The 25,966-nt window shown below is 46.1% G+C and carries 23 protein-coding genes, 2 pseudogenes and 1 riboswitch; of the genes and pseudogenes, 6 read left to right on the top strand and 19 right to left on the bottom strand.

The genetic code is table 11. The annotated features are described in order from the left end of the window. Nucleotides 1–2: 2 nt before the first annotated feature. The 3 genes from hslO to ACS5WU_RS01070 are packed head-to-tail and all read right to left on the bottom strand — an operon-like array spanning nt 3 to nt 2,779. On the bottom strand, nt 3–884 hold the full coding sequence (hslO, locus tag ACS5WU_RS01080; RefSeq protein WP_046443039.1) for an Hsp33 family molecular chaperone HslO: 882 nt from the start codon (nt 882–884) through the stop codon (nt 3–5). Nucleotides 885–888: 4 nt separating this feature from the next. Further along, nucleotides 889–1,641: a class I SAM-dependent DNA methyltransferase gene (locus ACS5WU_RS01075; RefSeq protein ID WP_465088884.1), complete on the bottom strand. Its 753-nt coding sequence runs from the start codon at nt 1,639–1,641 to the stop codon at nt 889–891. Continuing rightward, nucleotides 1,634–2,779 (bottom strand): M20 metallopeptidase family protein, encoded by a 1,146-nt coding sequence (locus tag ACS5WU_RS01070; protein WP_465088883.1) that lies wholly within the window; start codon nt 2,777–2,779, stop codon nt 1,634–1,636. The genes ACS5WU_RS01075 and ACS5WU_RS01070 overlap by 8 nt, the downstream gene beginning before the upstream one ends. Before the next feature lie 124 nt (nt 2,780–2,903). Beyond that, nucleotides 2,904–3,092, top strand: a riboswitch (Lysine riboswitch). A 151-nt stretch (nt 3,093–3,243) separates the two neighbouring features. On the opposite strand from ACS5WU_RS01070, the gene ACS5WU_RS01065 reads away from it, so the two are divergent. The 5 genes and pseudogenes from ACS5WU_RS01065 to ACS5WU_RS01045 all read left to right on the top strand — a co-directional run bounded on the left by ACS5WU_RS01065 (nt 3,244) and on the right by ACS5WU_RS01045 (nt 7,822). Then, entirely contained in the window at nt 3,244–4,257 is a 1,014-nt protein-coding gene (locus ACS5WU_RS01065; RefSeq protein ID WP_302761889.1) for an aspartate-semialdehyde dehydrogenase, read from the top strand. Between the two features lie 57 nt (nt 4,258–4,314). Further along, nucleotides 4,315–5,193, top strand: coding sequence for a 4-hydroxy-tetrahydrodipicolinate synthase (dapA, locus tag ACS5WU_RS01060; RefSeq protein WP_302761887.1), 879 nt, complete (start codon nt 4,315–4,317; stop codon nt 5,191–5,193). 13 nt (nt 5,194–5,206) lie between these two features. Then, a pseudogene (dapB, locus tag ACS5WU_RS01055) lies at nt 5,207–5,962 on the top strand (4-hydroxy-tetrahydrodipicolinate reductase); the annotation flags it as partial. Beyond that, the gene (locus ACS5WU_RS01050; protein ID WP_413815499.1) at nt 5,945–6,421 is read left to right on the top strand and encodes an ACT domain-containing protein; all 477 of its coding nucleotides are present in this window, start codon (nt 5,945–5,947) and stop codon (nt 6,419–6,421) included. The pseudogene dapB and the gene ACS5WU_RS01050, both read left to right, overlap by 18 nt. A gap of 72 nt (nt 6,422–6,493) precedes the next feature. After that, a complete protein-coding gene (locus ACS5WU_RS01045) occupies nt 6,494–7,822 on the top strand; it encodes an NAD(P)/FAD-dependent oxidoreductase (RefSeq protein ID WP_046443144.1) in 1,329 nt (442 codons plus the stop codon). 65 nt (nt 7,823–7,887) lie between these two features. On the opposite strand, the gene purD is transcribed toward ACS5WU_RS01045, so the two are convergent. The 11 genes from purD to ACS5WU_RS00990 form a co-directional block, all read right to left on the bottom strand. Next, a complete protein-coding gene (gene purD / locus ACS5WU_RS01040; protein ID WP_465088882.1) occupies nt 7,888–9,144 on the bottom strand; it encodes a phosphoribosylamine--glycine ligase in 1,257 nt (418 codons plus the stop codon). A gap of 17 nt (nt 9,145–9,161) precedes the next feature. Beyond that, nucleotides 9,162–10,703 (bottom strand): bifunctional phosphoribosylaminoimidazolecarboxamide formyltransferase/IMP cyclohydrolase, encoded by a 1,542-nt coding sequence (purH, locus tag ACS5WU_RS01035; protein ID WP_302762209.1) that lies wholly within the window; start codon nt 10,701–10,703, stop codon nt 9,162–9,164. Between the two features lie 19 nt (nt 10,704–10,722). After that, nucleotides 10,723–11,340 (bottom strand): phosphoribosylglycinamide formyltransferase, encoded by a 618-nt coding sequence (gene purN, locus ACS5WU_RS01030; RefSeq protein WP_156415105.1) that lies wholly within the window; start codon nt 11,338–11,340, stop codon nt 10,723–10,725. Next, complete coding sequence (purM, locus tag ACS5WU_RS01025; protein ID WP_046443047.1) at nt 11,337–12,350, bottom strand: phosphoribosylformylglycinamidine cyclo-ligase; 1,014 nt, start codon at nt 12,348–12,350, stop codon at nt 11,337–11,339. The genes purN and purM overlap by 4 nt, the downstream gene beginning before the upstream one ends. A 13-nt stretch (nt 12,351–12,363) precedes the next feature. Beyond that, nucleotides 12,364–13,821 carry an amidophosphoribosyltransferase gene (purF, locus tag ACS5WU_RS01020; protein WP_465088881.1) on the bottom strand — a complete coding sequence of 486 codons (1,458 nt, stop codon included), beginning with the start codon at nt 13,819–13,821 and terminating at the stop codon, nt 12,364–12,366. 3 nt (nt 13,822–13,824) lie between these two features. Beyond that, a complete protein-coding gene (gene purC / locus ACS5WU_RS01015; protein ID WP_046443049.1) occupies nt 13,825–14,532 on the bottom strand; it encodes a phosphoribosylaminoimidazolesuccinocarboxamide synthase in 708 nt (235 codons plus the stop codon). Continuing rightward, nucleotides 14,529–15,020, bottom strand: coding sequence for a 5-(carboxyamino)imidazole ribonucleotide mutase (gene purE / locus ACS5WU_RS01010; protein WP_302761410.1), 492 nt, complete (start codon nt 15,018–15,020; stop codon nt 14,529–14,531). Before purE ends, purC begins: the two co-directional genes overlap by 4 nt. Nucleotides 15,021–15,107: 87 nt before the next feature. Continuing rightward, nucleotides 15,108–16,565, bottom strand: a complete 1,458-nt coding sequence (locus ACS5WU_RS01005; protein WP_046443051.1) for an NCS2 family permease — start codon at nt 16,563–16,565, stop codon at nt 15,108–15,110. Between the two features lie 339 nt (nt 16,566–16,904). Continuing rightward, a complete protein-coding gene (locus tag ACS5WU_RS01000) occupies nt 16,905–17,330 on the bottom strand; it encodes a VOC family protein (RefSeq protein ID WP_302761412.1) in 426 nt (141 codons plus the stop codon). 666 nt (nt 17,331–17,996) lie between these two features. Beyond that, on the bottom strand, nt 17,997–18,635 hold the full coding sequence (locus ACS5WU_RS00995; protein ID WP_302761414.1) for an NAD(P)H-binding protein: 639 nt from the start codon (nt 18,633–18,635) through the stop codon (nt 17,997–17,999). Between the two features lie 351 nt (nt 18,636–18,986). Then, a complete protein-coding gene (locus tag ACS5WU_RS00990; protein WP_302761416.1) occupies nt 18,987–19,460 on the bottom strand; it encodes an SLOG family protein in 474 nt (157 codons plus the stop codon). Between the two features lie 116 nt (nt 19,461–19,576). Between ACS5WU_RS00990 and ACS5WU_RS00985 the strand changes: the two genes are divergently transcribed. Continuing rightward, entirely contained in the window at nt 19,577–19,765 is a 189-nt protein-coding gene (locus tag ACS5WU_RS00985; protein WP_059109185.1) for an Arc family DNA-binding protein, read from the top strand. 67 nt (nt 19,766–19,832) lie between these two features. Here ACS5WU_RS00985 and ACS5WU_RS00980 read toward each other — a convergent pair. The 5 genes and pseudogenes from ACS5WU_RS00980 to ACS5WU_RS00960 form a co-directional block, all read right to left on the bottom strand. Next, nucleotides 19,833–20,003 (bottom strand): annotated as a pseudogene (locus ACS5WU_RS00980) (GMP synthase (glutamine-hydrolyzing)); the annotation flags it as partial. A 205-nt stretch (nt 20,004–20,208) separates the two neighbouring features. Continuing rightward, entirely contained in the window at nt 20,209–22,941 is a 2,733-nt protein-coding gene (locus tag ACS5WU_RS00975; RefSeq protein ID WP_465088880.1) for a hypothetical protein, read from the bottom strand. A 307-nt stretch (nt 22,942–23,248) separates the two neighbouring features. After that, a complete protein-coding gene (locus ACS5WU_RS00970; protein WP_465088879.1) occupies nt 23,249–23,500 on the bottom strand; it encodes a hypothetical protein in 252 nt (83 codons plus the stop codon). 122 nt (nt 23,501–23,622) lie between these two features. Continuing rightward, nucleotides 23,623–25,155 carry a glutamine-hydrolyzing GMP synthase gene (gene guaA / locus ACS5WU_RS00965; RefSeq protein ID WP_302760031.1) on the bottom strand — a complete coding sequence of 511 codons (1,533 nt, stop codon included), beginning with the start codon at nt 25,153–25,155 and terminating at the stop codon, nt 23,623–23,625. A gap of 49 nt (nt 25,156–25,204) precedes the next feature. Continuing rightward, nucleotides 25,205–25,963, bottom strand: a complete 759-nt coding sequence (locus tag ACS5WU_RS00960; protein ID WP_156415103.1) for an adenine nucleotide alpha-hydrolase family protein — start codon at nt 25,961–25,963, stop codon at nt 25,205–25,207. Nucleotides 25,964–25,966 lie beyond the last annotated feature (3 nt).

Below are 25,966 nucleotides of genomic sequence, written 5' to 3'. Positions count from 1 at the left end.
TCCTATTCCTTTGTTGCGTGCTCGAGAAGCCTGCCAAGGTCATCCGAAGAAAAATCATATTTTTTATTGCAGAACCTGCATACGATTTCAGCCCCGGCATCCTCTTTGATCATATCTTCAATTTCCTTTTTCCCTAAAGAGAGCACAACCTCTTCCAGCCTGTCTTTGGAGCAATCGCACTTCCAAAGCGGTTGCTCGTGCTCGAGCATTTGCAGCTCCATTCCTTCAAACACCTGTTCCAAAGCGCCGTCAAGGCCTTTTGAGAACATATAGATTGCAAAATTTGCGATTTCTCCCGTACGTTTCTCCACTGCTGCAAGCGATTCCTCACTGCACCCCGGCATTGGGCGGATGATGATTCCGCCTGCATTTACGATACTCATATCTGTTTCGAGCCATGTATTGACATATACGATAGAGGGCTGCTGTTCTGACACCAGAAAATAATTTGCGATATCTTCGCCGATCTCTCCTGAAATCACGGGCGTCTTCCCTATGTACGGTTCTTTGAGCCCTAAATCTTCCACCACAGTTACGAATCCGTCTTTTCCAACCGCTCCCGCAACGTCGATCGCGCCTTTTTCATTCGCAGCGATGTTAACCGCCGGATTTGCAACATAGCCCTTCATGTGCAACCTTGCGTTACCCACCGCCATAATCGTGCCTGCAGGGCCTCCGCCATTGATCATCAGCGTGAGCCTGTCATTCCTGTTTTTAAGCATAGACGCCATCATCGTCGCCGCCGCAAGCGTGCGCCCAAGGGCAATCGTTGCCGCAGGCATCGTATTATGTATCTTCCGCGCCTCTTCTACCATACGGCTGACATCGCACGCACAGACAGATATTTCTTTATTTAACATTGCTTTTACTAAAACATCACTCATCTTTTCATTGTACCTTTCCTGCTACAAACTGTATTCTCTCTTCCTGCCTATGGGGAATATCGCATGTCATAAAACCATATTGATTGATTTGTGAAAAGCCCGCTTCGTAAAGCAGCTCTTCCAATTCATCCTGTTCCCAGGCACGTTGTTTGTGCATCTCATCATAACGTTTATAAACCTCGTCCTGGCGCAGAAACATGGTAAGCTCCATGGTTACTGTTTTTTTCCCTTCGTCATAGCTGTTCTGCCAGAAATAGGTCTGTTCGTCGCCGTCATCGTAATAGAACTCGTTCCCCAGAACCTCTTTTATTTTATAGGCGGAGCTGATATCAAACAAAAACGCACCGCCATTCTTCAAATTTCCATATACGCCTTTAAAAAAGTCACGCATATCATCCTCTTCAAGCAGGTAGTTTACTCCGTCGCACGCACACACCACGGCGTCCGCCTTCTTGTTTAGCAGGAACCCACGCATATCAGCGCACACATAGCTTACCTTCAACGCCTTTTTGCGCGTCTTTTCCTGTGCGATAAAAAGCATATCCTCCGCAATATCCACTGCTGTCATACGAAATCCGTTTTCCGCAAGCGGCAGCGTTATATTTCCTGTCCCGCATGCGTACTCCAGCAGGTTTGCACCTTCCCTTATTCCGCGGGCGTTTAAGATACTCATAAGATATTCCGCCCATCCGGCGTAGGAAACATCATACATCAACGCGTCATAAATCCCTGCAAGAGCGCTGTATTGCTCACTCAAAATCAGTTACCCTCAAAAAATATTCTACACCATTTAACAATACTTGTTCGTTAAAGTTGAACCTGCTTGAATGCAGCGGTTCCGCATCCTCTGCTTCCGCAATCCCCATAAAGGTATAAAGTCCGGGGATTTGCCGCTGGAAATTAGAAAAATCCTCAGACAGCATCACAGGCTCCACCACCACAAATTCCGCTTCGTCAAATTTTGCTTTTGTCCTGTCATATAACGCTGCGTCATTTACCACGGCGGGATAAGTCATTGACTCTATATATTCGCTCTTCACCTGATACATCATGTCAAGGCCTTCGAGCATCTCGGTAAGTCGGCGCTGAATGGTTTGCGTAACCTCCGGCTCAAATGTCCGAATCGTTCCCTCCAGCCTTACGTCTTCGCAGATCACATTCCTTGTCTGCCCGCCTTCGATCCTTCCAATCGTGATTACGCCCGTTTTGTAGGGATCTACGTTCCTTGAAATGATCGTCTGGATGCCCATTACAAGCTGTGCCGCCGCAATAAGCGCGTCCCTGCCGTTATGCGGCTTTGCCCCGTGGCTGCCACGCCCTTTGATATTAATATTAAGATCGCACATGCGCGCCATAATCGGTCCTGCCTTGCATCCGGCTACCCCTGCCGGCAAATACGGCCACAAATGAATGCCATAAATTTCATCCACATCCGGGTTTTTAAGCGCGCCCTCCTCAACCATAGGCTGCGCCCCTCCCGTCGTTTCCTCCGCAGGCTGGAACAGGAACACATAGTTATATTTGAGCCTGTCGCTGGCGCCACTGATAATTTTTGCACAGATAAGCGCAATCGCCATATGTCCGTCATGTCCGCACGCGTGCATCATGTTTTCACACTGCGAACGGTAAGAAACATCGTTATATTCCGGTACGGGCAGAGCGTCGATATCCGCGCGGATCGCAACCGTCTTTGCCGGATGTTTTGCAAGGAAAACTGCTTTGATTCCCGTTTTCGCAACGACCTCCAACTGATCGGGCCGAAGGCGTTTTAAATAGTTCATCAGGTATTCCGATGTTTTATATTCCTCAAACGAATACTCAGGCACCCTGTGCAGTTCCCTGCGTATTTCCGTAATCTCGCCAAGATATTGCCTTAAAGACTCCCTTACCTTCATTCCTGCGGCACTTCCTTTTCCACTTTTTTAATCTAGTATCAATATACCGTTTTTACTGTTGTTTCGCAAGTATTTCACATGGAAAACTATTTACATGGCTTCTGCTTTGCGGTATAATGACTTAAGAACAGACAGAGGAGCGTTACAGTATGAGTATCGCGGCATGATAAAGTCTTTCGGCGAGACGGTTGTATGCTGCGGGAAAGGGCTTAACGCCGAAGAATTTTGTGCACGCCGGGCATGAGCTTCTGGGGGTACGGTCAATAGCCGTATCACTGTCACCGTCATTTGGCGGTGTTGCGCTGCTGCGGCTTTCATCTGAGAAGATTTAAAGAACGGCGCGCGTGTGCCGTTCTTTTTTGCACACAGCCCCCTATTTCCTCAGCTATGGATAAAAAACGGTTTTCCGTTTTAAATATTTTAAGTACCGTATGGGCATCATACGGCAAGAACAGGAGAATATAATGAGAAAGTATAATGTTGCCGTTGTAGGCGCTACCGGAATGGTAGGCAGAAAATTCCTTCAGGTCCTCGAGGAACGCAAGCTTCCCGTGGAAAACTACTATTTGTTCGCAAGTGCAAGAAGCGCGGGAAAAAAAGTAGATTTTATGGGAAAAGAATATACGATTGAGGAGCTTACGGAAACCTGCTTTGACGGCAAGGATATCGATATTGCCCTCTTCTCCGCAGGCGGCGGTACAAGCGAAAAATTTGCACCGTGCGCGGTAAAGGCAGGTGCTCTTGTGATCGACAACTCCAGCGCATGGCGTATGAAGCAGGCCGTTCCGCTCGTGGTTCCCGAGGTGAATCCTGAGGATATCGCATGGAATAACGGTATCATCGCAAACCCCAACTGCTCCACGATCCAGGCTATGGTAGCTTTGAAGCCGCTCGACGACAAATACAAGATCAAGCGTGTGGTGTACTCCACCTACCAGGCTGTTTCCGGCGCAGGTATGGGCGGTTACAGCGATCTTGAAAACGGTATAAACGGCGATGCGCCCAAAAAGTTTCCTTACCCGATCTTTGGCAACTGCCTGCCGCAAATTGACGTATTTGATGAGGACGGCTATACGAAGGAAGAGCTGAAAATGGTCAATGAGACGCGCAAAATCCTTCATAACGACAATATGCGTATCACCGCAACCACTGTGCGCGTACCTGTTTTTCACGGCCACAGCGAATCGATCAATGTCGAGTTCGAAAAGGACTTTGACCTCGACGATCTGAAAAAGACGCTTGCCGATTTCCCCGGCCTTATCGTAATGGACGAGGTGAAAACCGGCGAAGGAAAAGGCATATATCCAATGGCAACCGAAATTGCCGGTAAGGATGAGGTCTATGTTGGCAGGATCAGGCGCGACCGTTCGGTTGATTCCGGGGTGAACCTGTGGGTTGTTGCGGACAACATCAGGAAAGGCGCTGCAACAAACGCAGTCCAGATTGCGCAGAAATGGATGGAGATGCAGGAACAATAAACCGCGCTTGCCGCACGGCCTGCCCCATCGCAACACTGATTTGATAGGAGAAAAACTATGATTTTTAGAGGTTCCGGCGTAGCACTCGTAACGCCCTTTACTGAAGATGGAATCGCATTCGATACGCTTGAAAAGCTGGTCGAATTCCAGATTTCAAATGATACGGACGCGCTGATTGTGTGCGGCACCACCGGTGAGCCGTCTACCATGTCGCTTCCCGAGCAGCACTCTGTGATTGAATTTGTAGTGAAGCAGGCGGATGGGCGTATTCCTGTCATTGCAGGAGTTGGTGGAAACAACACCGCCAGCGTGGTGGAATGTGCAAAGGTTGTGGAAGGCCTTGGAGCAGACGGTATTCTTGGTGTAACGCCTTATTATAACAAGTGCACGGATACCGGGCTCATAGCTCACTTCAATGCGCTTGCAGATGCAACGCAGCTTCCCGTAATACTTTATAACATCCCGGGCAGAACCGGTGTGAACATTTGTCCTGCGGTATACGAAGAGTTATGCTGCCACGACAAAATTGCCGGCATCAAAGAAGCGAGCGGAAATCTCTCGCAGCTTGTGGAAACGGCCCGCCTGACGCGTGGAAAGGCCGCGCTTTACAGCGGCAACGACGACCAGATCGTTCCCCTGCTTTCGCTTGGCGGCGACGGTGTGATTTCTGTTTTGGCAAACATTATGCCAAAGTATACGCACAATATGGTTATGAATTACCTGAAGGGCGATGTTGGAGCCGCGCGCGATATGCAGCTTGAAATAAACCCTCTGGTAAGCGCACTGTTCTGCGAAGTAAACCCAATCCCGATCAAGGCGGCGCTGCGCGCTATGGGTTTTGCCATGGGGCCTTTGCGTCTGCCGCTTACGGAAATGAGCGAGGCGCATCACGATAACCTGATCAGGCAAATGCGCAGCTTTGGACTGATTGACTGAGAAAGGCAAAGAAATGATAAAAGTATTGATCAGCGGCATCAACGGAAAAATGGGCCAGATCCTTTCCGGGTGCATTGCTGAGGATGAAAATATGGTAGTTGTGGCGGGAATCGATAAAATGCCGGATGCACGGCAAAATCCCTTTCCCGTTTACGAGACTTTTTCCCGGGTGATCGAATCTGTGGATGTGGTCATCGATTTTTCCCGTCCGGAAGCCCTCCCCGATATCCTTGCTTTTTCCAGCAAAAAAAATATTCCAGCCGTGCTTGCCACGACCGGATATTCGGATCAGGATAAAACAATGATAGCGAATGCCTCCGCGCATATTCCTATTTTCTTTTCCGCGAATATGTCCCTTGGCGTAAACCTGCAAATGGAGCTTAGTAAAAAGGCGTCTGAATTCCTTGGCGACAAATTTGATATTGAGATTGTTGAGAAACACCATAATCAAAAGGTGGACGCTCCCAGCGGTACCGCCCTTGCGATTGCAGACAAAATCAACGAAGCTTTTTCCGGTGGTAAACAGTACGTATATGGACGGACGCCCGATGTGCGCGCAAAACGCGACGTCAAAGAAATCGGAATCCATGCCGTTCGCGGCGGGACGGTGGTCGGCGACCACGACGTATTGTTTTTGGGAAATGACGAGGTGATCGAGATTCATCACCGCGCGATGTCCAAGCATATTTTTGCAGAGGGCGCAATCCGTGCCGCGAAATTTATCCACGATAAACCCGCGGGGCTTTATTCCATGCAGGATATTATATCCGGCATGAAAATTGTCAGCAGCATTTATGCGGAGGATGAGAACGACGCGATCATCACGCTTATTGGTATTCCGCATGAACCGCAGCATATCGCGTATATTTTTGATGCGTTGGCTAAAAACAGCGTTAACCTCGATACAATCAGCCAGGCGTATCCTCAGGATGGAAAAGTCGATATCGTTTTCTCTATCTCCTCTTCCGATATCGAGATCGCGAAATCGGTTCTGTCAGAATTTGACGGTCTCAGGTATGACTGTGTTACGGATATTACAAAGCTCACCATTGAGGGCGAAGGAATGCAACGGCAGTTTGGCGTTGTCGCCAGGCTTTTCTCCGCGCTTGCGGCAGATCATATTAAAACTTATATTATGACGAACTCCCAGACGCGGATTTCATTTTGTATCGGCAGCAAAAACACGACGAAGGCAATTACTGCCGTTACACAGGCTTTTGGCCTGTAACACAAATCAAACGAGGTAAATTCATTGAAAAACTATGATGTTGCAATCATCGGCGGCGGTATCAGCGGAATCATGAGTGCTTACCGCCTGACCGAGTCTAACCCTGCCCTTAAGGTGGCTCTTCTGGAAAAAGGCCATTCAATCACAAAACGAATATGCCCGATTATCAAAAAAACAGCGGATCATTGCGTAAAATGTGATTCGTGCGCCATCATGGAGGGCATGGCCGGAGCAGGCGCTTTTTCGGATGGCAAATATGTGATTTCTACGGAATACGGCGGCTGGCTCACAGACTTTCTGGAACCGGAAACGGTAATTGATTATATTGAGCAGGCTGATAAACTTCTTGTCTCGTTTGGCGCAACCACCGAGCGGTATCAGCCGGATAATGAGCTTAAAGCAGAGTGCCTGAAATACGACCTGCATATGTCGCAGGCGCAATTAAAGCACCTCGGTACGGACGAAAATTTCGATACAATGCGCCGGATGATTGAGCACATCGCAAAAAAATGCGATATCTTCACCGACACGGATGTAGCCGATGTTGACGCTTCTTCCCACATCATTTGTGCGAAATCCAAAACGGATACATTTGAACTGCAGGCTACCGACATTATTTTTGCTGTCGGCCGTGCAGGCAGCCAGTTCTTTACGCAGTGGTGCAAAAAAAATGGCGTGCGCCTTACGAACAACCAGGTGGATATCGGCGTGCGCGTCGAGCTCCCTTCAAGCGTATGGGAGCACTTTTCCAAGCGCATCTACGAGCCCAAAATCTGGTACCGCAGCAAAGCCTATGGCGATACGACGCGTATGTTCTGCTTTAATGAGCGCGGCAATGTGGTTACGGAAAACACAAACGGCGTATTGACTGTAAACGGTCATTCCTACCGCGATCAATCGCGTAAAACGAATAACTCCAACTTTGCACTGCTTACCACGATTCGCTTTACAGAACCCTTTAAAGAGCCGATTGAATATGCGCGGCACGTTGCAAGCCTTGCCAACCTGATCAGCGGCGACAGCGTACTGGTTCAGCGGTTTGGAGACCTTCTGGCGGGACGGCGTACGGATACCAACCGTCTGTCGCAGTCCACAACGCGCCCTACGCTTCACGCGGTGCCCGGAGACCTGAGCCTTTGCCTGCCCAAGCGGCAGCTTGACAACATCATCGAAACGCTCTACGCGCTTGATAAAATAGCGCCCGGAACAGCAAACTACGATACCCTGCTTTATGGTATCGAATGCAAATACTATTCCGCACGCCCCCTTGCCCACGATTTTGAGCTCGACGGTTTCAAGAATGTCTATGCTACCGGTGATGGCGCGGGCTTTACCCGTTCCCTGTCCCAGGCTGCGGCCAACGGCCTTTACGTGGCGGATAAAATCCTGAAACAGTTCTGACCTGAATGATTGAAATATAAAAAGGCATTGCAGCTGCAATGCCTTTTTATTTATTGATAACCCAATCATTTGATCCCAATGTCTTTTCTGTAAAAAGCGTCGTCAAACCTGATTCGTTTCACATTATCGTATGCTTTTTCGCGTGCCGCTGGAATATCTTTTCCCATAGCCGTAATGCCAAGCACCCTGCCTCCGTTGGTATAAATACCGCCATCCCCAGATTTGGTTCCCGCATGGAATACGACAACGTCTTCATCCACTTTATCAAGGCCTGTAATCAGCTTACCGCTCTCATATTTCTGCGGATATCCGCCGGAAGCCATCACAACGCAGACCGCGCTGCCATCTTTCCAGTCAAGCTCGATTTCATCAAGCGTTCCGTCGATCACTGCGTCAATGATATCGAGCAGGTCTGTTTCCAGAAGCAAAAATACGGATTGCGTTTCCGGATCGCCAAGGCGCGCGTTATATTCCAGCACCTTGATGCCCTCCGGCGTGAGCATAAGCCCAAAGAAAATAACCCCTTTGAATTCCCTGCCTTCCGCATTTAACGCCTCTACTGTCTTCTCAAAAATATCCTTCTGCGTTTGCTTCTGCATTTGCTGCGTGAACTTGGGCGAAGGACAGAATGTGCCCATACCGCCGGTATTCAGCCCTTCATCGTTATCATACGCGCGTTTGTGATCCTGTGCGGAAAGCATTGGCAAAATTGTCTTTCCATCGCAGAACGCGAGCACGGAAACCTCAGGGCCTGTCATGAATTCTTCGATCACCACCTGCGATCCTGCAGCGCCAAATTTTTGATCCAGCATAATTTCCTGTACCGCCTGCTTTGCCTGTGCAAAATCCTCACAGATCAGTACCCCTTTGCCAAGCGCAAGGCCATCTGCCTTTACGACGATTGGGTACTTTGCGTTTTCAAGGTAAGCGATTGCCGCATCCGCATCGTCAAACACTTCGAAATCCGCCGTCGGAATACCGTACTTTTTCATAAGCCATTTGGAATAGGACTTCGACCACTCGATCTCCGCCGCGGCCCTTGTTGGTCCAAACGCCCTTATTCCAGCCTTTTGCAGTGCGTCTACCATGCCGAGCGCAAGCGGATCATCCGGCGCGACAAATACAAGATCCATGCCGTTTTCCTTCGACCATGCTACGATGCCTTCCACATCGTCCGCTTTTATGGGAACGCACGTCGCAAGCTGCTCAATTCCACCGTTTCCGGGCGCGCAGTGCAGCGCCAAATCCTCTTTGCTTTGTGAAAGTTTCCAAAGGATCGCGTGTTCGCGCCCCCCTCCGCCAACCACAAGTATTTTTTTCATCTTCGTCTCCCGTCCTATTAGTGCCTGAAATGCCTGATTCCCGTGAATACCATTGCGATCCCGTTTTCGTCGCACTTTTTAATGGAATCTTCATCACGAATCGAGCCGCCCGGCTGGATGATTGCCGTGATGCCCGCCTTTGCAGCAGCTTCCACGCAATCGTCAAATGGGAAGAATGCGTCCGAAGCCATAACGGCCCCCTTTGCTTCCTCGCCGCTCCGTTCAAGCGCCATTTCCGCCGCCCAGATACGGTTGGTCTGTCCCGGGCCAATGCCCAGCGTACCCATTCCCTTTGCAATCGCAATCCCATTGGATTTTACATATTTTACAACCTTGAATGCAAACTCAAGATTCTCCATTTCCTCGTCCGTTGGTTTGCGCTTGGTCACTACCTTAAATTCTCCGTCAAACATCTGATCGTTAAGCCCCTGCACCAGCAAGCCTCCGAGCACTTTTTTGGTATCGATGCCATCCTTTGGCAGCTTTGCCGCGATGTCCGGCAGGCGCAGCACACGAAGGTTCTTTTTCTGGCATAGAATGTCGAGCGCCTCTTTCGTATAGGAAGGAGCTACAACAATCTCAAGGAATATCTTGCTCATCTGCGCAGCTGTCTTTTCATCAATTTCCCGGTTGCAGGCTACGATGCCTCCAAAAATAGAAACAGGATCGCATTCATACGCCTTTAAATATGCGTCATAGACCGTCTCAGCGCTTCCCACGCCACATGGATTGGCATGCTTTACGCCCACGACCGTCGTCTCTTCAAACTCGCGAAGGCAGTCGAGCGCTCCCGCAGTGTCGTTGATATTGTTAAAGGATAATTCCTTTCCATTGAGCTGCTTCGCGTTAGCAAGGCTGCCCGGCACATAGAGCGGTTCCCTATAAAAGGCCGCCTTCTGGTGCGGGTTCTCGCCATAACGCATATCCTGCTGCTTTTCATAGGTCAGCGTCAGCTTCTCCGGCAGCTCTTCCGTATCAAGCTGTTTACGCAGGTATTGGCTGATGAGCGCATCGTATGCAGCTGTCGTTTCAAACACCTTGGCGCACAGGCGGAATTTGGTTTCGCGAGATACCGCCCCGGTTTCCCTCAGCTCATTGAGTACGGTTTCATAGTCCGCGCTGTCTACAATCGAAGCAACGTCCTGCCAGTTTTTCGCAGCTGCACGCAGCATGGTCGGTCCGCCGATATCGATATTCTCTATCGCGTCTTCAAGCGTCACGTCCGGTTTTGAAATTGTTTGCTTGAACGGGTACAGGTTTACCGCTACAACGTCGATCGTGTCCACGCCGAGCTCCTCCAACTGCTTCATATGCTCCTTGTTTCCACGCATTGCAAGGATTCCTGCATGAATTTTCGGATGCAGCGTTTTTACCCTGCCGTCAAGGCATTCCGGAAATCCTGTGATGTCCGATACGTTTGTGACGGCAAGACCTGCATTTTCCAGCTCGCGCTGCGTCCCTCCTGTCGAAAGTATTTCAAATCCCAAGTCGATCAGCCCTTTTGCGAAATCGACGATTCCGCTTTTGTCAAACACACTTAAAAAAGCTCTTTTCGCCATGATTATATCCTCCCAAAAATTATTTTAAAACCTTTACGCGCCGGCCCTCTACCAGAAGCTTTCCATCCGCCATCAGCGCAACCGCCTCCGGTAAAATTCGATGCTCTGTTTCCAGCACGCGCGCCGCCAGCTTTTCCGGCGTATCGTCCTCCATTACCGGCACCACCTGCTGCATGATGATTGGCCCGGTATCTGCTTCTTCGTCTACAAAATGCACGGTCGCCCCGGAGAATTTCGCCCCGTACTCAATGACTGCTTCATGCACCTTTCCACCGTACATCCCCATTCCGCAAAAGCTTGGAATAAGCGACGGATGGATATTTATGATCTTATTGCGGTACGCAGATATCGTTTTCTTCCCAATGATACTGAGATACCCTGCCAAAACCACAAAATCCGCAGCATGCGCTTTAAGAGCAGCAAGAATCGCCTCGTCAAACGCTTCAACCGTGCCAAAGCTTTTTTTCTGTACGACCTCCACCGGAATTCCCGCAGTCTTTGCACGCTCGATGGCATAGATGTCAGGCTTCCCCGCCACAAGGCAGCAAATTTCAGCATTGATCTGCCCGCTTTGGGCCGCGTCGATCAATGACTGGAAATCAGTACCTCCGCCGGAAGCCATAACGGCAAATTTCAGCATAGCTCTATGCCTCCATTGCCTTCTGTGATTTCTCCAATCGAAAACGCCCGTTCACCGGAAGCGGTAAGCGCTTCGAGCGCGGCTTCCTCCTGCTCCGCGTTTACTACGACAATCATGCCAATCCCCATGTTAAAGGTATTGTACGCGTCCTTTTCTGAAAGCTTTGCGTCTTCCACCAGTTTTTCAAATACATACGGCATATCCCATGAGCCAAGCTTGATTTTTGCATTCACATTTTCAGGAAGGACACGAGGGATATTTTCGTAAAAACCGCCGCCCGTAATATGGGCGATCCCCTTCACGTCTGCTTTGCCAATCAGGTCCAAAATTGATTTTACGTATATTTTGGTTGGCTCCAGAAGCAATTCTCCCAGTGTTTTCCCAACCTGCTCAATCCTTGTCGTATTCAAGGTGTCGTCCATTTGGTACAACTTGCGCACAAGGGAAAAACCATTGGAATGGATTCCAGTGGAGCCAAGGCCGATGACCTTATCGCCCGGCTTGATCTGCGAGCCGTTGATAATATCCTTCTTATTGACGATCCCCACGCAGAAGCCTGCAAGGTCGTACTCCCCTTCCGGATAAAACCCGGGCATTTCAGCCGTCTCGCCTCCAATCAGGGCACATCCCGACTGCATACAGCCTTCCGCAATCCCCTTCACAATATCTGCCGCAACGCCCGGCACAAGAGCGCCTGTGGCAATATAATCGAGGAAGAACAGCGGCTTCGCCCCGTGACACACCACGTCGTTGACGCACATCGCCACCGCGTCGATGCCTACCGTATCGTTTTTATTCATCGCAAAGGCCGCCTTGAGCTTTGTACCCACGCCGTCCGTTCCGGCAACAAGCACCTGACCGTTTCCAATGTCGTACATCCCGCCAAAGGTTCCAAGGTCTGTAATCACATTCCCGTCAAACGTCTTTTTTACGTGCTCCTTCATCAGCTTTACCGCTTCGTAGCCGCGCTCTACATCTACGCCGGCGTCTTTATAAGTAACTGCCATTCCTGATCTCCTTTTATTCAATCGTCATAAGGTCCATAGTTTCGGTTTCTTTGAGCGCCCGCCTGATATCCACCGGATATTGCCCGTTAAAGCAGCCTGCACAGAAGTTACAACCCGCGCCCTCTACCGTTTTGAGCAAATCCCCGATAGACAAATAATGCAGCGTGTCCGCGCCGATAATTTTCCTGATTTCCTCAACTGAGTTTTTTGAGCCGACCAGCTGGTCGTGCGACGGCGTATCGATCCCAAAAAAGCAGGGACAGATGACCGGCGGCGAGCTGATCAGCATGTGCACCTCCCGCGCTCCCGCAAGGCGCAGCATCTCAACGATTTTCCGGCTGGTTGTGCCGCGCACAATGGAATCGTCTATCAGGATCAGCTTTTTACCGTGCACATTTCTCTTGATCGCATTGAGCTTCAGCTTGACGCCACGCTCCCGCAATGCCTGTGACGGCTGGATAAACGTCCTGCCTACATATCGGTTTTTTGCAAGCGCCTTGGCGTATGGAATCCCGCTTTCCGCCGCATATCCGGACGCGGCAGGCGTTGCCGAATCCGGCACATCGCTCACAAGGTCCGCATCGATTGGAAAGGCCTGTGCAAGCCTTGTCCCCATGTTTTCTCTGGAACGATATACGCTGATCCCATCGATATCGGAATCAGGCCGCGCGAAATAGACATATTCAAACACACAAAGCGCCGTATCCATAGCGGACTGCGCCTGATAAGACTTCAGCCCGTTTTTGTTGATCACGATTATTTCGCCCGGACGGATATCCCGTACAAACTCCGCATCGATTGCATCAAACGCGCACGACTCGGAAGCAACGACATAGCTGTTATCAAGCTTTCCAAGCGCAAGCGGGCGTATTCCCTGCGGATCCCGCACCGCAATCAGCTCGTCCTGCGTCATGATCACCAGCGCATACGCACCGCGCACAACCTTCATCATCGCAGAAATTGCTTTTAGCATCCCATGCTTTGAATAGCGTGCGATCAGGTTCGCCATGACTTCCGTATCAATCGTCGTCTGGAAAACCGTTCCCTCGTCCTCCAGCTTTTCGCGGAGAACAGTGTTATTGATCAGGTTCCCATTATGCGCCATCGCGAATTTTCCGCCACGGTAAGACATTACAAGCGGCTGCGCGTTATCGGCCATACTGTCACCCGTAGTAGAATAACGTACATGGCCGATTCCGATATGTCCGCCAAGGAGTGGGCCGAGGTTATCCTTAAATACCTCGGAGCAGAGTCCCATGCCTTTGTGAAACTTGATGCCCTTACCGTCCGAAACGGCAATCCCAGCGCTTTCCTGTCCCCTGTGCTGCAGCGCATAAAGCCCCAGGTAAGTCGCTTCAGCAGGATCGTAGCGGCGATCGTCCGTAAAGATTCCAAATACACCGCATTCTTCCGGCATCACGTCGTCCCGCGGCTTCCAGCGTTCATACTCCTTGTTTGGTTCAAAGAGCATAAATTATTCTCCCATGAGCCTTTTGAGTATTTCCTGATAAGCGTCTTCCACATTGCCAAGATCCTGACGGAAACGGTCTTTGTCCAGCTTCTCGCCCGTCTTGGAATCCCAGAAACGGCAGGTGTCCGGTGATATTTCATCTGCAAGGATGATATCTCCATTGCAACGGCCATATTCCAGTTTAAAGTCAATGAGCTCAATCCCAAACTGCTTTAAGTATTCGGTCATCACTTCATTTACTTTAAAGGAATACTCTGCGATTTTTGCCATTTCCTCCGGTGTTGCGAGCTCCATGGCATAAATGTGATAATCGTTGATCATCGGATCGCCAAGCTCATCGTCCTTATAGCTGTATTCAAGCACTGTGGATTTGAGCTTGGTTCCTTCGGGAATGCCAAGTCTCTTGGAAAGGCTTCCTGCCGCGATATTACGTACGATCACCTCTACCGGAACGATAGAAACGCTTTTTACGATTGTCTCGCGATCAGAAATTTCTTCTACAAAATGTGTCGGAATGCCATGCTTTTCAAGCATCTTGAACATATGGTTCGAGACCTTGTTATTGACGACGCCCTTGCCTACGATCGTGCCTTTTTTCAAGCCGTTAAACGCTGTTGCGTCGTCCTTATAATCCACGATTACATAATTCGGATCGTCTGTTTTGAAAACTTTTTTTGCTTTTCCTTCATACATCTGCTCTGTCTTGTTCATTTTGATAACTCCTTTTTCAGTTCAGCGTCCGCAGCCACAACTTTAAGCTGCATGTCTTCTTTAAACTTATATAATAAATCGCTTAATGTATCATATTTTAACGCGAGAATCTGCACTGCTAATAAAGCGGCGTTTTTTCCGCCGTTGATGGCTACCGTAGCCACCGGAATCCCCTCCGGCATCTGCACCGTGGATAACAACGAATCGAGTCCGTCCATGGTTGACGACTTGATTGGCAGTCCGATTACAGGTAAAATGCTGTGTCCGGCGATCACCCCTGCAAGGTGCGCGGCTTTTCCTGCGGCTGCAATGATCACTTCCACGCCGTTATCCTTCGCGTGTTTTGCAAAATCTGCAGCAAGCTCCGGCGTCCGGTGTGCGGACATGATATGCGCCTCTACCTCAATCCCAAAATCCTTCAATGTGTCGATCGTCGGCTGCAATACCGGCAGGTCGCTTTTTGATCCCATAATCACTGCAACTTTCATTTCTGTTTCTCCTTCAGTTTTACTTACTAATCTGAATTAAGTTTATAAGCCGGCAGATGCCGGCTTATAAACAAATTCTATTCTGTTTTAGATAACCGCCAGTACAATGAAGTTCAGGATGAACAGGATTGTAGAAACGATAAGGATCGGGTGAAGCTCCTTTGCCTTGCCGCGAACGATTTTCACGATGCAGTAGAACAGGAAGCCTGCCGCGATACCATAGGAAATGCTGTAGCAGAGAGCCATGAACACTCCTGCAAAGAATGCCGGAACCGCTTCTTCAAAGTCGCCCCACTTGATTTCCTTGAATGCGGACATCATCATGATACCGACTGCGATGAGCGCCGGCGCTGTCGCTTCCGACGGCACAATGCCCATAACCGGCGCAAGGAACATACACGCTAATAGCGCAATCGCCGTTACAAGGCTCGTTAGTCCCGTGCGGCCGCCCGCGCCGATACCTGCCGAACTCTCTACATAGGTTGTGGTATTGGACGTACCCACAACAGCACCGATTGAAGTAGCGATTGCATCCGCAAACAGCGCTTTATCCATTTTGGATTTGAATCCCTTGCTGTTTTCCATCGTCTTCATATCGTCCGCGCTGAAGATTCCGCTGCGGCGGCCCGTACCGATGAATGTACCGATCGTGTCAAACGTATCCGATATACTGAATGCAAAAATTGTCATAATGACCATTAGTATCTTGGATGGATCGGCAAATAGGGTTTGCATCCCCTCCGGCCCAAACGCCGCGCCAAACGTTACTCCCAAATCCTGAAAGGAAGCGGAAAGGCTGTCCGCAGAGAGACTGATGGCGGAAAGGTCTACAACGCCCAGCGGGATGCCAATGATTGTCGTAGCAACGATACCGATCAGGATCGCACCCTTCACTTTTGCAACGAGCAGGATGATCGTAAGGATAAGGCCGATCAGCGCAAGGATAAGCGCCGGCGAATTGAACACCGCCAGTGCAGGAACCGCTCCGCCGCTCGATACTACGCTTGTGATTCCTTCGTAAGTCGCGCCTGCGGAAAAAGCCGAACCGTTGATAGACATAATCGTACCCGGATCAGATGTGAACTGCACCAGGTTGGCGTTTTTGATTCCGATATAGGCGACAAAGATGCCGATACCGCCGCCGATCGCGTGCTGCAATGATTCCGGAATAGATTTGATAATTGCTTTTCTGAGTTTTGTGACCGTAATCAGGATGTTTACGATACCACAGATGAAAACCATTGCGAGAGCCTGTTGCCACGTGAATCCCAGCGCAAAACATACCGTGTAGGTAAAAAATGCGTTGAGGCCCATGCCCGGCGCCTGTGCATATGGCACGTTCGCAAACAATGCCATAACGAGCGTACCGATCGCAGCGGCAATGATCGTTGCCAAAAATACTGCCTGCGTCGGCATTCCTGTTGCTGATAAGATACTCGGGTTAACAAAAATGATGTAGGACATCGCAAAAAATGTGGTCAGTCCCGCGATCACTTCAGTTGACGCCTTCGTGCCGTTTTCTTTCAGCTTGAAAAACTTCTCCATATGATACCTCCTACAATTAAGATAAAAAATAAGTATAAAAACTCATATCAATATCATACTAAAAACAGCCTGTTCCCGCAACGCATTATCGAATTATTTGTCCAATATATTTTTTATACATCGTAACGGAACGAATATTATTATTCATCTTCTTTAATATTTCTTTTATACAGGCGTTTCTTTTTTCTGATTTTTCTTTTTTCCGTATCTAGATTATTTACCATCCAGACTAAAAAACAGAAATCAAAAAGGGCCTCCCGGCAGTTCAGCCATTTAGCCCTTTTAAGTGTAAGGATAGAGTTATTTTCTTTGCTACAAGCCTATTCCGCTTAATGCTTTCTATAGCAACGCAAAATTGGCGTTTTCAATGATTGATTTCATCTGGCATAAGCAAAATGGATGCCCTGCTGGATCAAACATCACTCTCCAACCATCAGAAAATTGATCATCTGCAATCGTGGCTCCGCAATCGACTGCATATTGGACTGCTTTTTCCAAATCGTTAACGGCAAAGTCCAAGTGCGCCATTTGTTGCTGGGCTTCCGGCTTTTCCGGCCACACCGGCGGTTCATACTCAGGATTCCGCTGAAACATAATTCCAGGATACGTTCCCTGCTCCGTTCCCGGAGCGCCTACGCACGCCCAATCTTCATCATGAAACGGTATTTCCCACTTGAGAAGAGCAGCATAGAATTTTGCCAATTCATAAGGCTCCAGGCAGTCTACCGTAAATGTGTACAATTTGATTTTCAATTCGTTCTCCATTGTTTGAACCCCTCCCAAATTAAGATCCCTGTATGCCTTCCGGCCTTATTTCTTTCATTCGTTTCTTCTGCTATCGTTCCTGAAATTTGATTACTTTATTATAGTATATAAAATAAAAGCACCCTATCCATGAGGCTTTTAGCCATATTTGTCATTTGTGAGTTAGTTACCATATTAAACTTGTACTTTAAATTATATCATAACAGCGTTTGTTCCGCACCAAAAAACAGGCCAACGCCGCCCAAACGAAAAAAACGAAACCTCCGTTTGCATTTCTGATCCTTTAAGAAAATACTAAACCTTTTTGTTTTCCCTTGGCTTTCATTAAGCACACCTACTATACTATGCGCAGATGCAGATACTTACGTACTGACCGTCAGCGAAGCAGACGGGGCGGCAACAAAGACAAAAAGGCTTAAAATGCTCTACGCTTGGAAAGAACAGGCGGACAAGGTATCTGCCTGCCTCAGAATTCAATATCCAACCTTGTTTTGAAGTTCCGAACAAAAACTTTATGGCATATAAACTTACGGACGACGCCCCGTCAATATCGGGAATTGTTCATTATGCAAAAGAATTTGGCATTGACTGAATCTTACTTCCTTTCAAAATCATATAAGAACGGCACGCCGCCCTTAGCAAGGAGGAAATGCAGAGAGAGCGGCATCAATAAAATGATGGCTTATCCCAGTCTGTATCCGGTTCACTCACGCCGAGGCTCTTGTGGATATATTTCCCGGTGGTGTCTTTTATGATGTCTATTACAAGTTGCGCTACGGCCTGCCGGGTGACCTGCGCCCCCACAAACGGTTCGCCTTTTTGCGTCAGCATATAGCGGACATTTCCATCCTCGTTATACAGCCAGCTTAGCCTCAGCAGCGTGTAATCCATGCCCGATTGTTCCAGAACCTGCGCGGCAGCGGTATAGGGAGGTGTCATATCCCCGATCATTTGCTTGTTCCATTTTCCGAATGCGCCACCGACCTCACCGTATATACCGAGTGTCGTCACCCCGATGATGCGTTTTATCCCGGCGTTTTCCATCGCCGTCAGAATTGCGCTTACAGCTGTTTTATCGCTCATTTCGTTGAGATAGACGACATCTATATTTTTCATCGCTTCGGATAGTTTTTTTGCATCGTGAAAATCCCCGGCTATCAGTGTTTCCCTTTGCAGGTCAGCGGCAGAAAGCCGGCGCTGCGCATCGCGCGCGTATAAAACAAGGGATGCGTCCATTTGTTCAAGCAGCATTTCCGTCAAAATTTTTGCGATCTGCCCCGCAGCTCCAAGAATCAAAATGTTCATATCAAAAATCCTCCAATATTATTATATTGAAGTAATAATAAAACGCGGCGGCGGATTTGAAACACGGAAATGGGGGATGATATGTTCCTGTTCAATTAAATACACAAACAGGATATTGTCCTCTTTCTTGAATTTTGATGCTGTTTTCACTATAATGCAACCCGCAGAAAACCAGCATATTTAAGCCAAAACCCTACTCCCCTCCGCTCCTGCCACCTATAACCGAAATAATTTTGTATAGATGGTTTTGCTCATAGTATTTCTATTATATCGATTATCCATACAATATATTCGTTTCATTAAGTACTGTCAATTCACGTAATAGACATATAATTGCCTTAAAAATTCTATTCAAAGCGCAACATTTATCACGTTTATGGTTCTACCCCTTGCATATCTCACCGTTTGCGCCGTTCCCCCAGTCTCAAATATCAATGCACAAATACAATACGCCGACCGATCCACCACGTATTGGTTGCGCTTCTTCATGCAATCATTCGTATATTCCTCTGATACATAAATAATCTCGTCTGCCTCATCAAGCAATCCACGATAAAGCCTTTTCTGTTCCGCACTCCAAAGCATATCCTGATTTTTACATGGTAAAGCAAATATCAACCGAATATTATTTCCCATTTCTTTTTTTGCCACTACCAACGAAGCCGCGAGCTGATCAAATCCGAGTGCGCCTCCAGATATAAAATCTGTTATACCTTGACTGATCAGATTGTCCACCTCTTGATTAAGGCGTATTAGTATTTGCTCAATTTTATCTTGCGGTAATTTACGATGTCCTGTAAAACAGCATGTCTTTAATTTTTCCATAATTCTCGCCTCCAAAATTTCAGAGTTGTAATAACTCTGTTTTAACTCCATTTCTGCATTATAGCAGAATATAAGTCTAAAATAAAGTCATTATGAACTTATTGGAGGTTGCTACCATGAGCAAGAACAATATCAAGCATTTTGGACTTAGAGTTGATGAAGAAATCTTAGCAAAATTCCGCTACGCATGTGATTATGCTGGGCGGTCAGCAAATAGCCAAATAATTCAGCTAATGCTAAAATTTACTGCTGACTACGAAAAGGAACATGGTAAAATAGAACTATCCGAAAGAGACAAAAAATAAGGCTCGCCGCAAACGGCGAGCCTTATTTTAATCAAAGATATACGATAATTATCACTTTTCTGTTTTCTCACTCCCACTCGATTGTGGCCGGCGGCTTGCTCGTAATGTCATAAACAATACGGTTGATATGGCTAACCTCGTTTATAATGCGGTTTGAGATAACTCCCAACACGCCATATGGAATGCGCGCCCAATCCGCCGTCATCGCATCCACGCTGGTCACGCCCCTGCGAGCAACCGCCAAGAATCCCTTAACAAAGCCATTCTATATGACAGCATTAATCTTCCTTTTAGTGGGAAAACCACCTCGTTTTTAAAAGGTAGGTGGTTTCGATTTCCCAAATAGACTATAGCATATTCCTATTCCTCCTACAAGTACAACAGAACAAACATAAAGACTTGGGTACATCTTTTAGCATCTTTTTATTACTTTTTGAAGAACCTTAAATAGATATTGCTTTTCTAACTAGGTAGTGTGCATCCGTCTTTGCCTTTCCAACTATATGATTATACAATGAACGATCTTTCTTCTTAATTAATTTTTTGTGTTTTAGAATACACAAACGAATCTTATAATCCTCATCATCAATCATTCGGGCTATTTGTTTTACTACACTATCGCCATATTTTGTATCAGTGTACTCAACGAGACACACAAGAGCATTTAAGCGGACTTCTTTAATATCGCTATGGCAATTACCAATTATAAATTGTAATAATGCAGTACTTATAACGCTATCCATAACTTCAATATCACAACTCGAAAGCAACATCTTTAATGATTCAAAAACAATTATTTTTTCGTGTGGATCGATCTCATTGTAAACAGATAGCAAATCAAAAAGTGTATCTATCTCATAGTTGCCAAATGCTATATTAAAAAGCAATAAATTGAATTCTAATAAATATCTACTTTCACATTCAAATTCGAAATCCGGGAAAGAAGTTTTCGTTACTATGCTATAATTATTAAGAATTTCTTTATAGAAAACATCCCAATCATACATAAATCTGTGCTTTTTTAATTTAAGACAGATCAACAATTGTAGCGCTTGGCTTTTTTCATTTATCGTTTGTGTAGCCGAGAACAAAGTAGCTTTTGCAACTTTTATTATGCTTATCAAGATGGATTTTCTGATAGTAAATCTCCGCTGCCTTATTATATTATTTATTATATTATATGGATAGTCCCCATAGCTATGTATAATTCCATTTTTTCCTTGAGCTATATTTCTATCTTGTATTTTATCTATCTGATTAAAAATTAATTGTGAAAGATCAGTTCCAATTTCCAATTCATATGTCTCTTTATAGAAACCATGCGAATATTTTGAGACCAAAGCGTCTATTTTAGCCGTATATTTAGGACAACGCCTCATAGATAATAACATTTCTAAAAACAATTGATTATCTAGTTGACTACCTTCTCCGGCAATTTTTGTAATTTCAGTTACTAATGCTTTTGTTGTTGTTTCTGGTATCTTAGTATAATCTATATAAGATAATAATTTAAACAAATCACAGTAATATCTTTTGTATTCTTTTTGAAACCAAGATACAGCAAAAGCACATATTTCTTCTTGATCATATCGCAAGTGATTAAATATGAGGGCTTCTATAATTCCTTGACCTAAAGAAACTAAACTATTATCACTTTGGGTCCACGATTCAATTATTTTTACTACTTCGGTAGATATTTCTAAATAATCTTCATCGGAAAAATAATATCCTAAATACTTAAATACTGAAATCTTCCATTTGTCGCGCTTATATTTTAATGGTATACTATTTGTCCTATCATATATTTCCCTAATTTCTCCATGCGTACAGTGATGCAGCAAATGCCCGAATTTGTAAAACGCTTTTTCAAATTCTTTCACATTATCATCAATTATGCATATGCTATAAAACTCAGCAATTATTCCAGTGCTATCATAATTTTTTATCATTTCAAAAACACAGTACTTTAATTTATGCACAAATTGAGCCAACTGGGTCCATGATCCATTATAAATTGCAGTTACATAGCAGTTTGTCATATGGATGGCGTAGGTCCTAATTCCATTACCTAATATATGAGTTTGCGGCATTTTAGTATATTCTTTAAGATGTTCTTCACAAATTTCTTTATAAAAATTCTCAGAAAATCTGTCAAGTGTTGGATAATATACGACAGCATCACTCTTATCTAATATTGTTTGAGATTCAGGATATATCGTAATGGCATTCTGATTCCCATTCATTATTTCAAAATTTCTCAAATCAATTAAAATATCATTCTTTAACCACAATGGATACTGAAATTTATTTTCAATAGAGTTATAAAGTTCTTTTAAAATCCGAATTGCTAAATCTAAATCATCTAGGTAATAAGCTTGAATTGATTTCCATCTTTTCTCTATGACTTGTGTTAGCTCTTTCGGCTGTCTTTTTTGCAATTCATCTAATAACAATGCTGTATTAAAACTTAATATCTTTTTCTTACCTAATAGTACATCCAAAAAATTAGCACAGTAAGTGTCTAAACCACTTGTTTTTTTTATAGGTTCCGCCCAATCCCGCATAAGTTCTACGATTTTGTTTTGTGTCTCATCAAACCCCACTAGTAATTGCCGTGGAATGGCTCTCTCAATTATCTTGAAAGCATCAACATCTAAATTAACGCTTTCAAATTCTTCTTCACTTATCGGAAGCAAACGACCAAGGCAATAATCATGGTATTTATCTAAAACGTCATTCAAGACACTCCTATATCCAACTGAAATTAACTCTTGAAAATCATGTACGACGTACATTTTGACACCCTTTTCATTAATAATATCCTGCTGAATCTGAGTTATATCTTTTGTTTCATCATTTAAAAAAATATATATTGATTTTTTTTTGGTTGCTCTGGCTCTCTGTATCTCTGTATATAATCCCTCCGAAATCTTTTCGTCATAATTGTCAATTAAAAAAAGGCATATATCTGAATCATCTAAGTGTTTAAGATATTCTGGCACAATCTTTCCTGTTGTCGGAAATGTGTCTTCAAAAACATAAGATGTAATCATCTGAGTATTTTCTAAAAGTTCTTTTAGAGCGCGTCTTACAATAGTATATTCAAGGCATCCTTCTCCACACCTTGAACTAATAAATACCTTTAACAGTTCATTATCTTTTTTGAGATAATACATAGGCATACTCCATTTCTGTTTTTTTCGATATATCATATTATATCATATAAAGGATATTTACTTTAACAAGATACGGTTATTGTTCCTAAAACAATTTCTTGAATACGCTATATGAATTAGAAATAATTACTACATATTCTGTGTCAATAGGGCATAATTTTTATTGCAATATTTTAAAAAAGCAAAACCAATTCATATGAAATATATTTTTATCCCTTTGCGCTTTGTCAATAGAGTATACTTTAATGACATAAGACATCTTTATCTTTAGACTATTTAAGACTGCTTTAAATAAAATAAGGCTTAATTAGTTTCTGCTGTCCTTCTCCACTCCCCACCTTTTACAATATTTTGTTATGCTTATTTGCAAATCGGAACATTTTAAATCCCTCGCGCATTCTAAAAAATAGCCGTGTGCAAATTCATATCCTTTGATTGTTATGTCCGCCAGATTCTTTAATTTACATTCCTGTTCGTAAAGGTGGTACAAATCATCATAGCCAATATCCGTCACCTTACAATCCAATACCACCTGTGGTTCTTTCGTCTGTTTTTCCATTGGGAACAACACCTCCAAATATAAAAAATAGGTGGTTATGATTACCACCTACTTTTTGAATCTTGATGCTGTTCCCACTCAAACGCCGTCCGGCTCAAACCCGCATGGTTAAGCCATTTTCATCACTCCCACTCGATTGTGGCCGGCGGCTTGCTCGTAATGTCGTACACAATACGGTTGATGTGCGGCACTTCGTTGATAATGCGGTTGGAAATCACGCCCAGTACGTCGTACGGGATGCGCGCCCAGTCCGCTGTCATCGCGTCCACGCTCGTTACGCCGCGAAGCGCGACCGTATAATCGTATGTCCGCTCGTCACCCATTACGCCCACGCTGCGCATATCGGTCAGCACCGCGAAATACTGCCAGATTTTTTCATCCAGCTCCGCTTTGGAGATTTCGTCACGGAAGATGAAGTCCACATCGCGCAAGAGATCAAGCTTTTCTTTTGTGATTTCGCCAATCACGCGGATTGCAAGGCCCGGGCCCGGGAACGGCTGGCGCCATACCATGTGGCGCGGAAGTCCAAGCTCTTCGCCGAGCTCGCGCACCTCGTCTTTAAAAAGCTCGCGCAGCGGTTCGATGATCTCGTCAAAATCAACATGGTCCGGAAGCCCGCCTACATTGTGATGGCTTTTTATGAGTGCGGCGTCGCCTACCCCGCTCTCCACAACGTCAGGATAAATGGTGCCCTGTGCAAGGAAATGAACCTTCCCAATCTTTTTGGCTTCTTCCTCAAACACACGGATAAATTCCTCGCCAATGATTTTACGTTTCTTTTCCGGCTCTGTCACTCCCGCAAGCTTTGCAAGGAAACGCTCTTCCGCTTTCACATGCACAAGATTCATATCAAACTGCTTTTGGAAAACGTTTTCTACCTCTTCCGGTTCATATTTCCTCATCAGTCCGGTATCAACAAAAACGCAGGTCAGATTTTTCCCAATCGCTTTATGCAGCAATACCGCGCAAACAGAGCTATCAACACCTCCGGACAGCGCCAAAAGCACCTTCTTGTCTCCAACCTTTTCGCGAATCTCTTCAATCGCCTGTTTTGCATAATCGTTCATATCCCAGTCTCCCTTCGCCCCGCATATATCATATAGAAAGCGTTTTAAAATATTTTGTCCCCTTACCGTATGTTGCACCTCCGGATGAAACTGCACGCCGTACAGCTTTTTATCCGCATTGCCAAACGCAGCAACCGGGCAGGAGCTTGTTGTCGCCAGAATATCAAAGCCTTCCGGCGCTTTGTCAATGTAATCCATATGGCTCATCCAGCAAACAGACTCGTCATCCATATCCTGCAAAAGGACATTATCCGTATCGTATTTAATCTGTGTATTTCCGTATTCGCCAGCCGGCGCAGAGGCCACGTTTCCGCCAAGCTTAAGGCTTAACAGCTGGCTTCCATAGCAAATGCCGAGAATCGGCACGCCAAGCTCGAGTATTTTGGAATCACACACCGGAGCGCCCTCTTCATATACGCTCTTCGGCCCTCCCGTAAAAATAATTCCGATTGGATTTTTTTCCTTGATCCGCTCTATGCTTGCATGATATGGCAGCATTTCTGCATAAACATTCGCTTCACGCACACGCCGCGCGATCAGCTGGTTGTATTGCCCGCCAAAGTCAAGCACGATCACAGTTTCTCTCATCTATCGTGTTCCCCCAGATTATTTCGTCTTTTTTATTCTACAGGTATCTTTACTCGAAATCCACCTCAAATTGCACGGATTTCGCCCCATTCTCTGAAAATTTTTTCCGAATGACTTCCTCAGTCTCTTTGCAGGGTGCTTTTTTTGATCTTACGCTGATATTCCATCCACAACAATCAATGCGAACGCCGCCGCTTATATGGCCTCTTGCAAATTTTTCGGCTTCCTCCAGAAAATCAAGTTTTTCCGCGCTGAGCTTTTCTCCCAACGGAAAACGCCCTGCCATACATTCCCAAGGCTTTCGGATATAATACGCCCTGCCTACCGCCCGGAGCATTTCACAGACATCGTCATCCGAATAGCCAAGTGAAACAAACGGGCTCACAAGCGGTACCTCCCCGTCCACCTCGCGAATACAGCTGACCTGTGTCTGTCCCTTTGTCCTGCCGTCAAGCAGCACGCACGCGCCCATGCCCTTTGCCGCCCTCAGAAGCTCTTCTGAAATCATGCCAGAACAGGAATGGCAGCGCCCTGCGCCATTATCGGCGATTTCGCTATTCTCCAAAATAAACACCGGAACCCGCGCATCGCGAAGCTTATAGTCGTCAAGCACCTCGTGTACGTTGTAAAGCACCTCCTGCGTCATAAACGCAGTGTTTGCAGTCAGAGCAAGTATATCCTTTCCAAGCGCTTCCTGTGCTGCACAAAGCAGCAGGGACGATTTCGTTCCTCCGGAAAACGCCACTGCCGCGTCATTATATTGATAAATAAATTCCACAAGCCTGCTGAATTTTTCCTGTGCAGTCATTGG

The sequence above is a fragment of the Christensenella sp. KGMB01412 genome (assembly GCF_055522415.1).
Note: the sequence above shows the minus strand (reverse complement) of the source record. Positions and strands in the feature narration are given on the sequence as shown.

Excerpts from the sequence above, each read along its gene's own strand:
- hslO (WP_046443039.1), bottom strand. The coding sequence starts at position 884 with ATGAGTGATGTTTTAGTAAAAGCAATGTTAAATAAAGAAATATCTGTC.
- ACS5WU_RS01070 (WP_465088883.1), bottom strand. The coding sequence starts at position 2,779 with ATGAAGGTAAGGGAGTCTTTAAGGCAATATCTTGGCGAGATTACGGAA.
- ACS5WU_RS01065 (WP_302761889.1), top strand. The coding sequence starts at position 3,244 with ATGAGAAAGTATAATGTTGCCGTTGTAGGCGCTACCGGAATGGTAGGC.
- dapA (WP_302761887.1), top strand. The coding sequence starts at position 4,315 with ATGATTTTTAGAGGTTCCGGCGTAGCACTCGTAACGCCCTTTACTGAA.
- ACS5WU_RS01050 (WP_413815499.1), top strand. The coding sequence starts at position 5,945 with ATGCAGGATATTATATCCGGCATGAAAATTGTCAGCAGCATTTATGCG.
- ACS5WU_RS01045 (WP_046443144.1), top strand. The coding sequence starts at position 6,494 with ATGAGTGCTTACCGCCTGACCGAGTCTAACCCTGCCCTTAAGGTGGCT.
- purD (WP_465088882.1), bottom strand. The coding sequence starts at position 9,144 with ATGAAAAAAATACTTGTGGTTGGCGGAGGGGGGCGCGAACACGCGATC.
- purH (WP_302762209.1), bottom strand. The coding sequence starts at position 10,703 with ATGGCGAAAAGAGCTTTTTTAAGTGTGTTTGACAAAAGCGGAATCGTC.
- purM (WP_046443047.1), bottom strand. The coding sequence starts at position 12,350 with ATGGCAGTTACTTATAAAGACGCCGGCGTAGATGTAGAGCGCGGCTAC.
- purF (WP_465088881.1), bottom strand. The coding sequence starts at position 13,821 with ATGCTCTTTGAACCAAACAAGGAGTATGAACGCTGGAAGCCGCGGGAC.
- purC (WP_046443049.1), bottom strand. The coding sequence starts at position 14,532 with ATGAACAAGACAGAGCAGATGTATGAAGGAAAAGCAAAAAAAGTTTTC.
- purE (WP_302761410.1), bottom strand. The coding sequence starts at position 15,020 with ATGAAAGTTGCAGTGATTATGGGATCAAAAAGCGACCTGCCGGTATTG.
- ACS5WU_RS01005 (WP_046443051.1), bottom strand. The coding sequence starts at position 16,565 with ATGGAGAAGTTTTTCAAGCTGAAAGAAAACGGCACGAAGGCGTCAACT.
- ACS5WU_RS01000 (WP_302761412.1), bottom strand. The coding sequence starts at position 17,330 with ATGGAGAACGAATTGAAAATCAAATTGTACACATTTACGGTAGACTGC.
- ACS5WU_RS00995 (WP_302761414.1), bottom strand. The coding sequence starts at position 18,635 with ATGAACATTTTGATTCTTGGAGCTGCGGGGCAGATCGCAAAAATTTTG.
- ACS5WU_RS00990 (WP_302761416.1), bottom strand. The coding sequence starts at position 19,460 with ATGGAAAAATTAAAGACATGCTGTTTTACAGGACATCGTAAATTACCG.
- ACS5WU_RS00985 (WP_059109185.1), top strand. The coding sequence starts at position 19,577 with ATGAGCAAGAACAATATCAAGCATTTTGGACTTAGAGTTGATGAAGAA.
- ACS5WU_RS00975 (WP_465088880.1), bottom strand. The coding sequence starts at position 22,941 with ATGTATTATCTCAAAAAAGATAATGAACTGTTAAAGGTATTTATTAGT.
- ACS5WU_RS00970 (WP_465088879.1), bottom strand. The coding sequence starts at position 23,500 with ATGGAAAAACAGACGAAAGAACCACAGGTGGTATTGGATTGTAAGGTG.
- guaA (WP_302760031.1), bottom strand. The coding sequence starts at position 25,155 with ATGAGAGAAACTGTGATCGTGCTTGACTTTGGCGGGCAATACAACCAG.
- ACS5WU_RS00960 (WP_156415103.1), bottom strand. The coding sequence starts at position 25,963 with ATGACTGCACAGGAAAAATTCAGCAGGCTTGTGGAATTTATTTATCAA.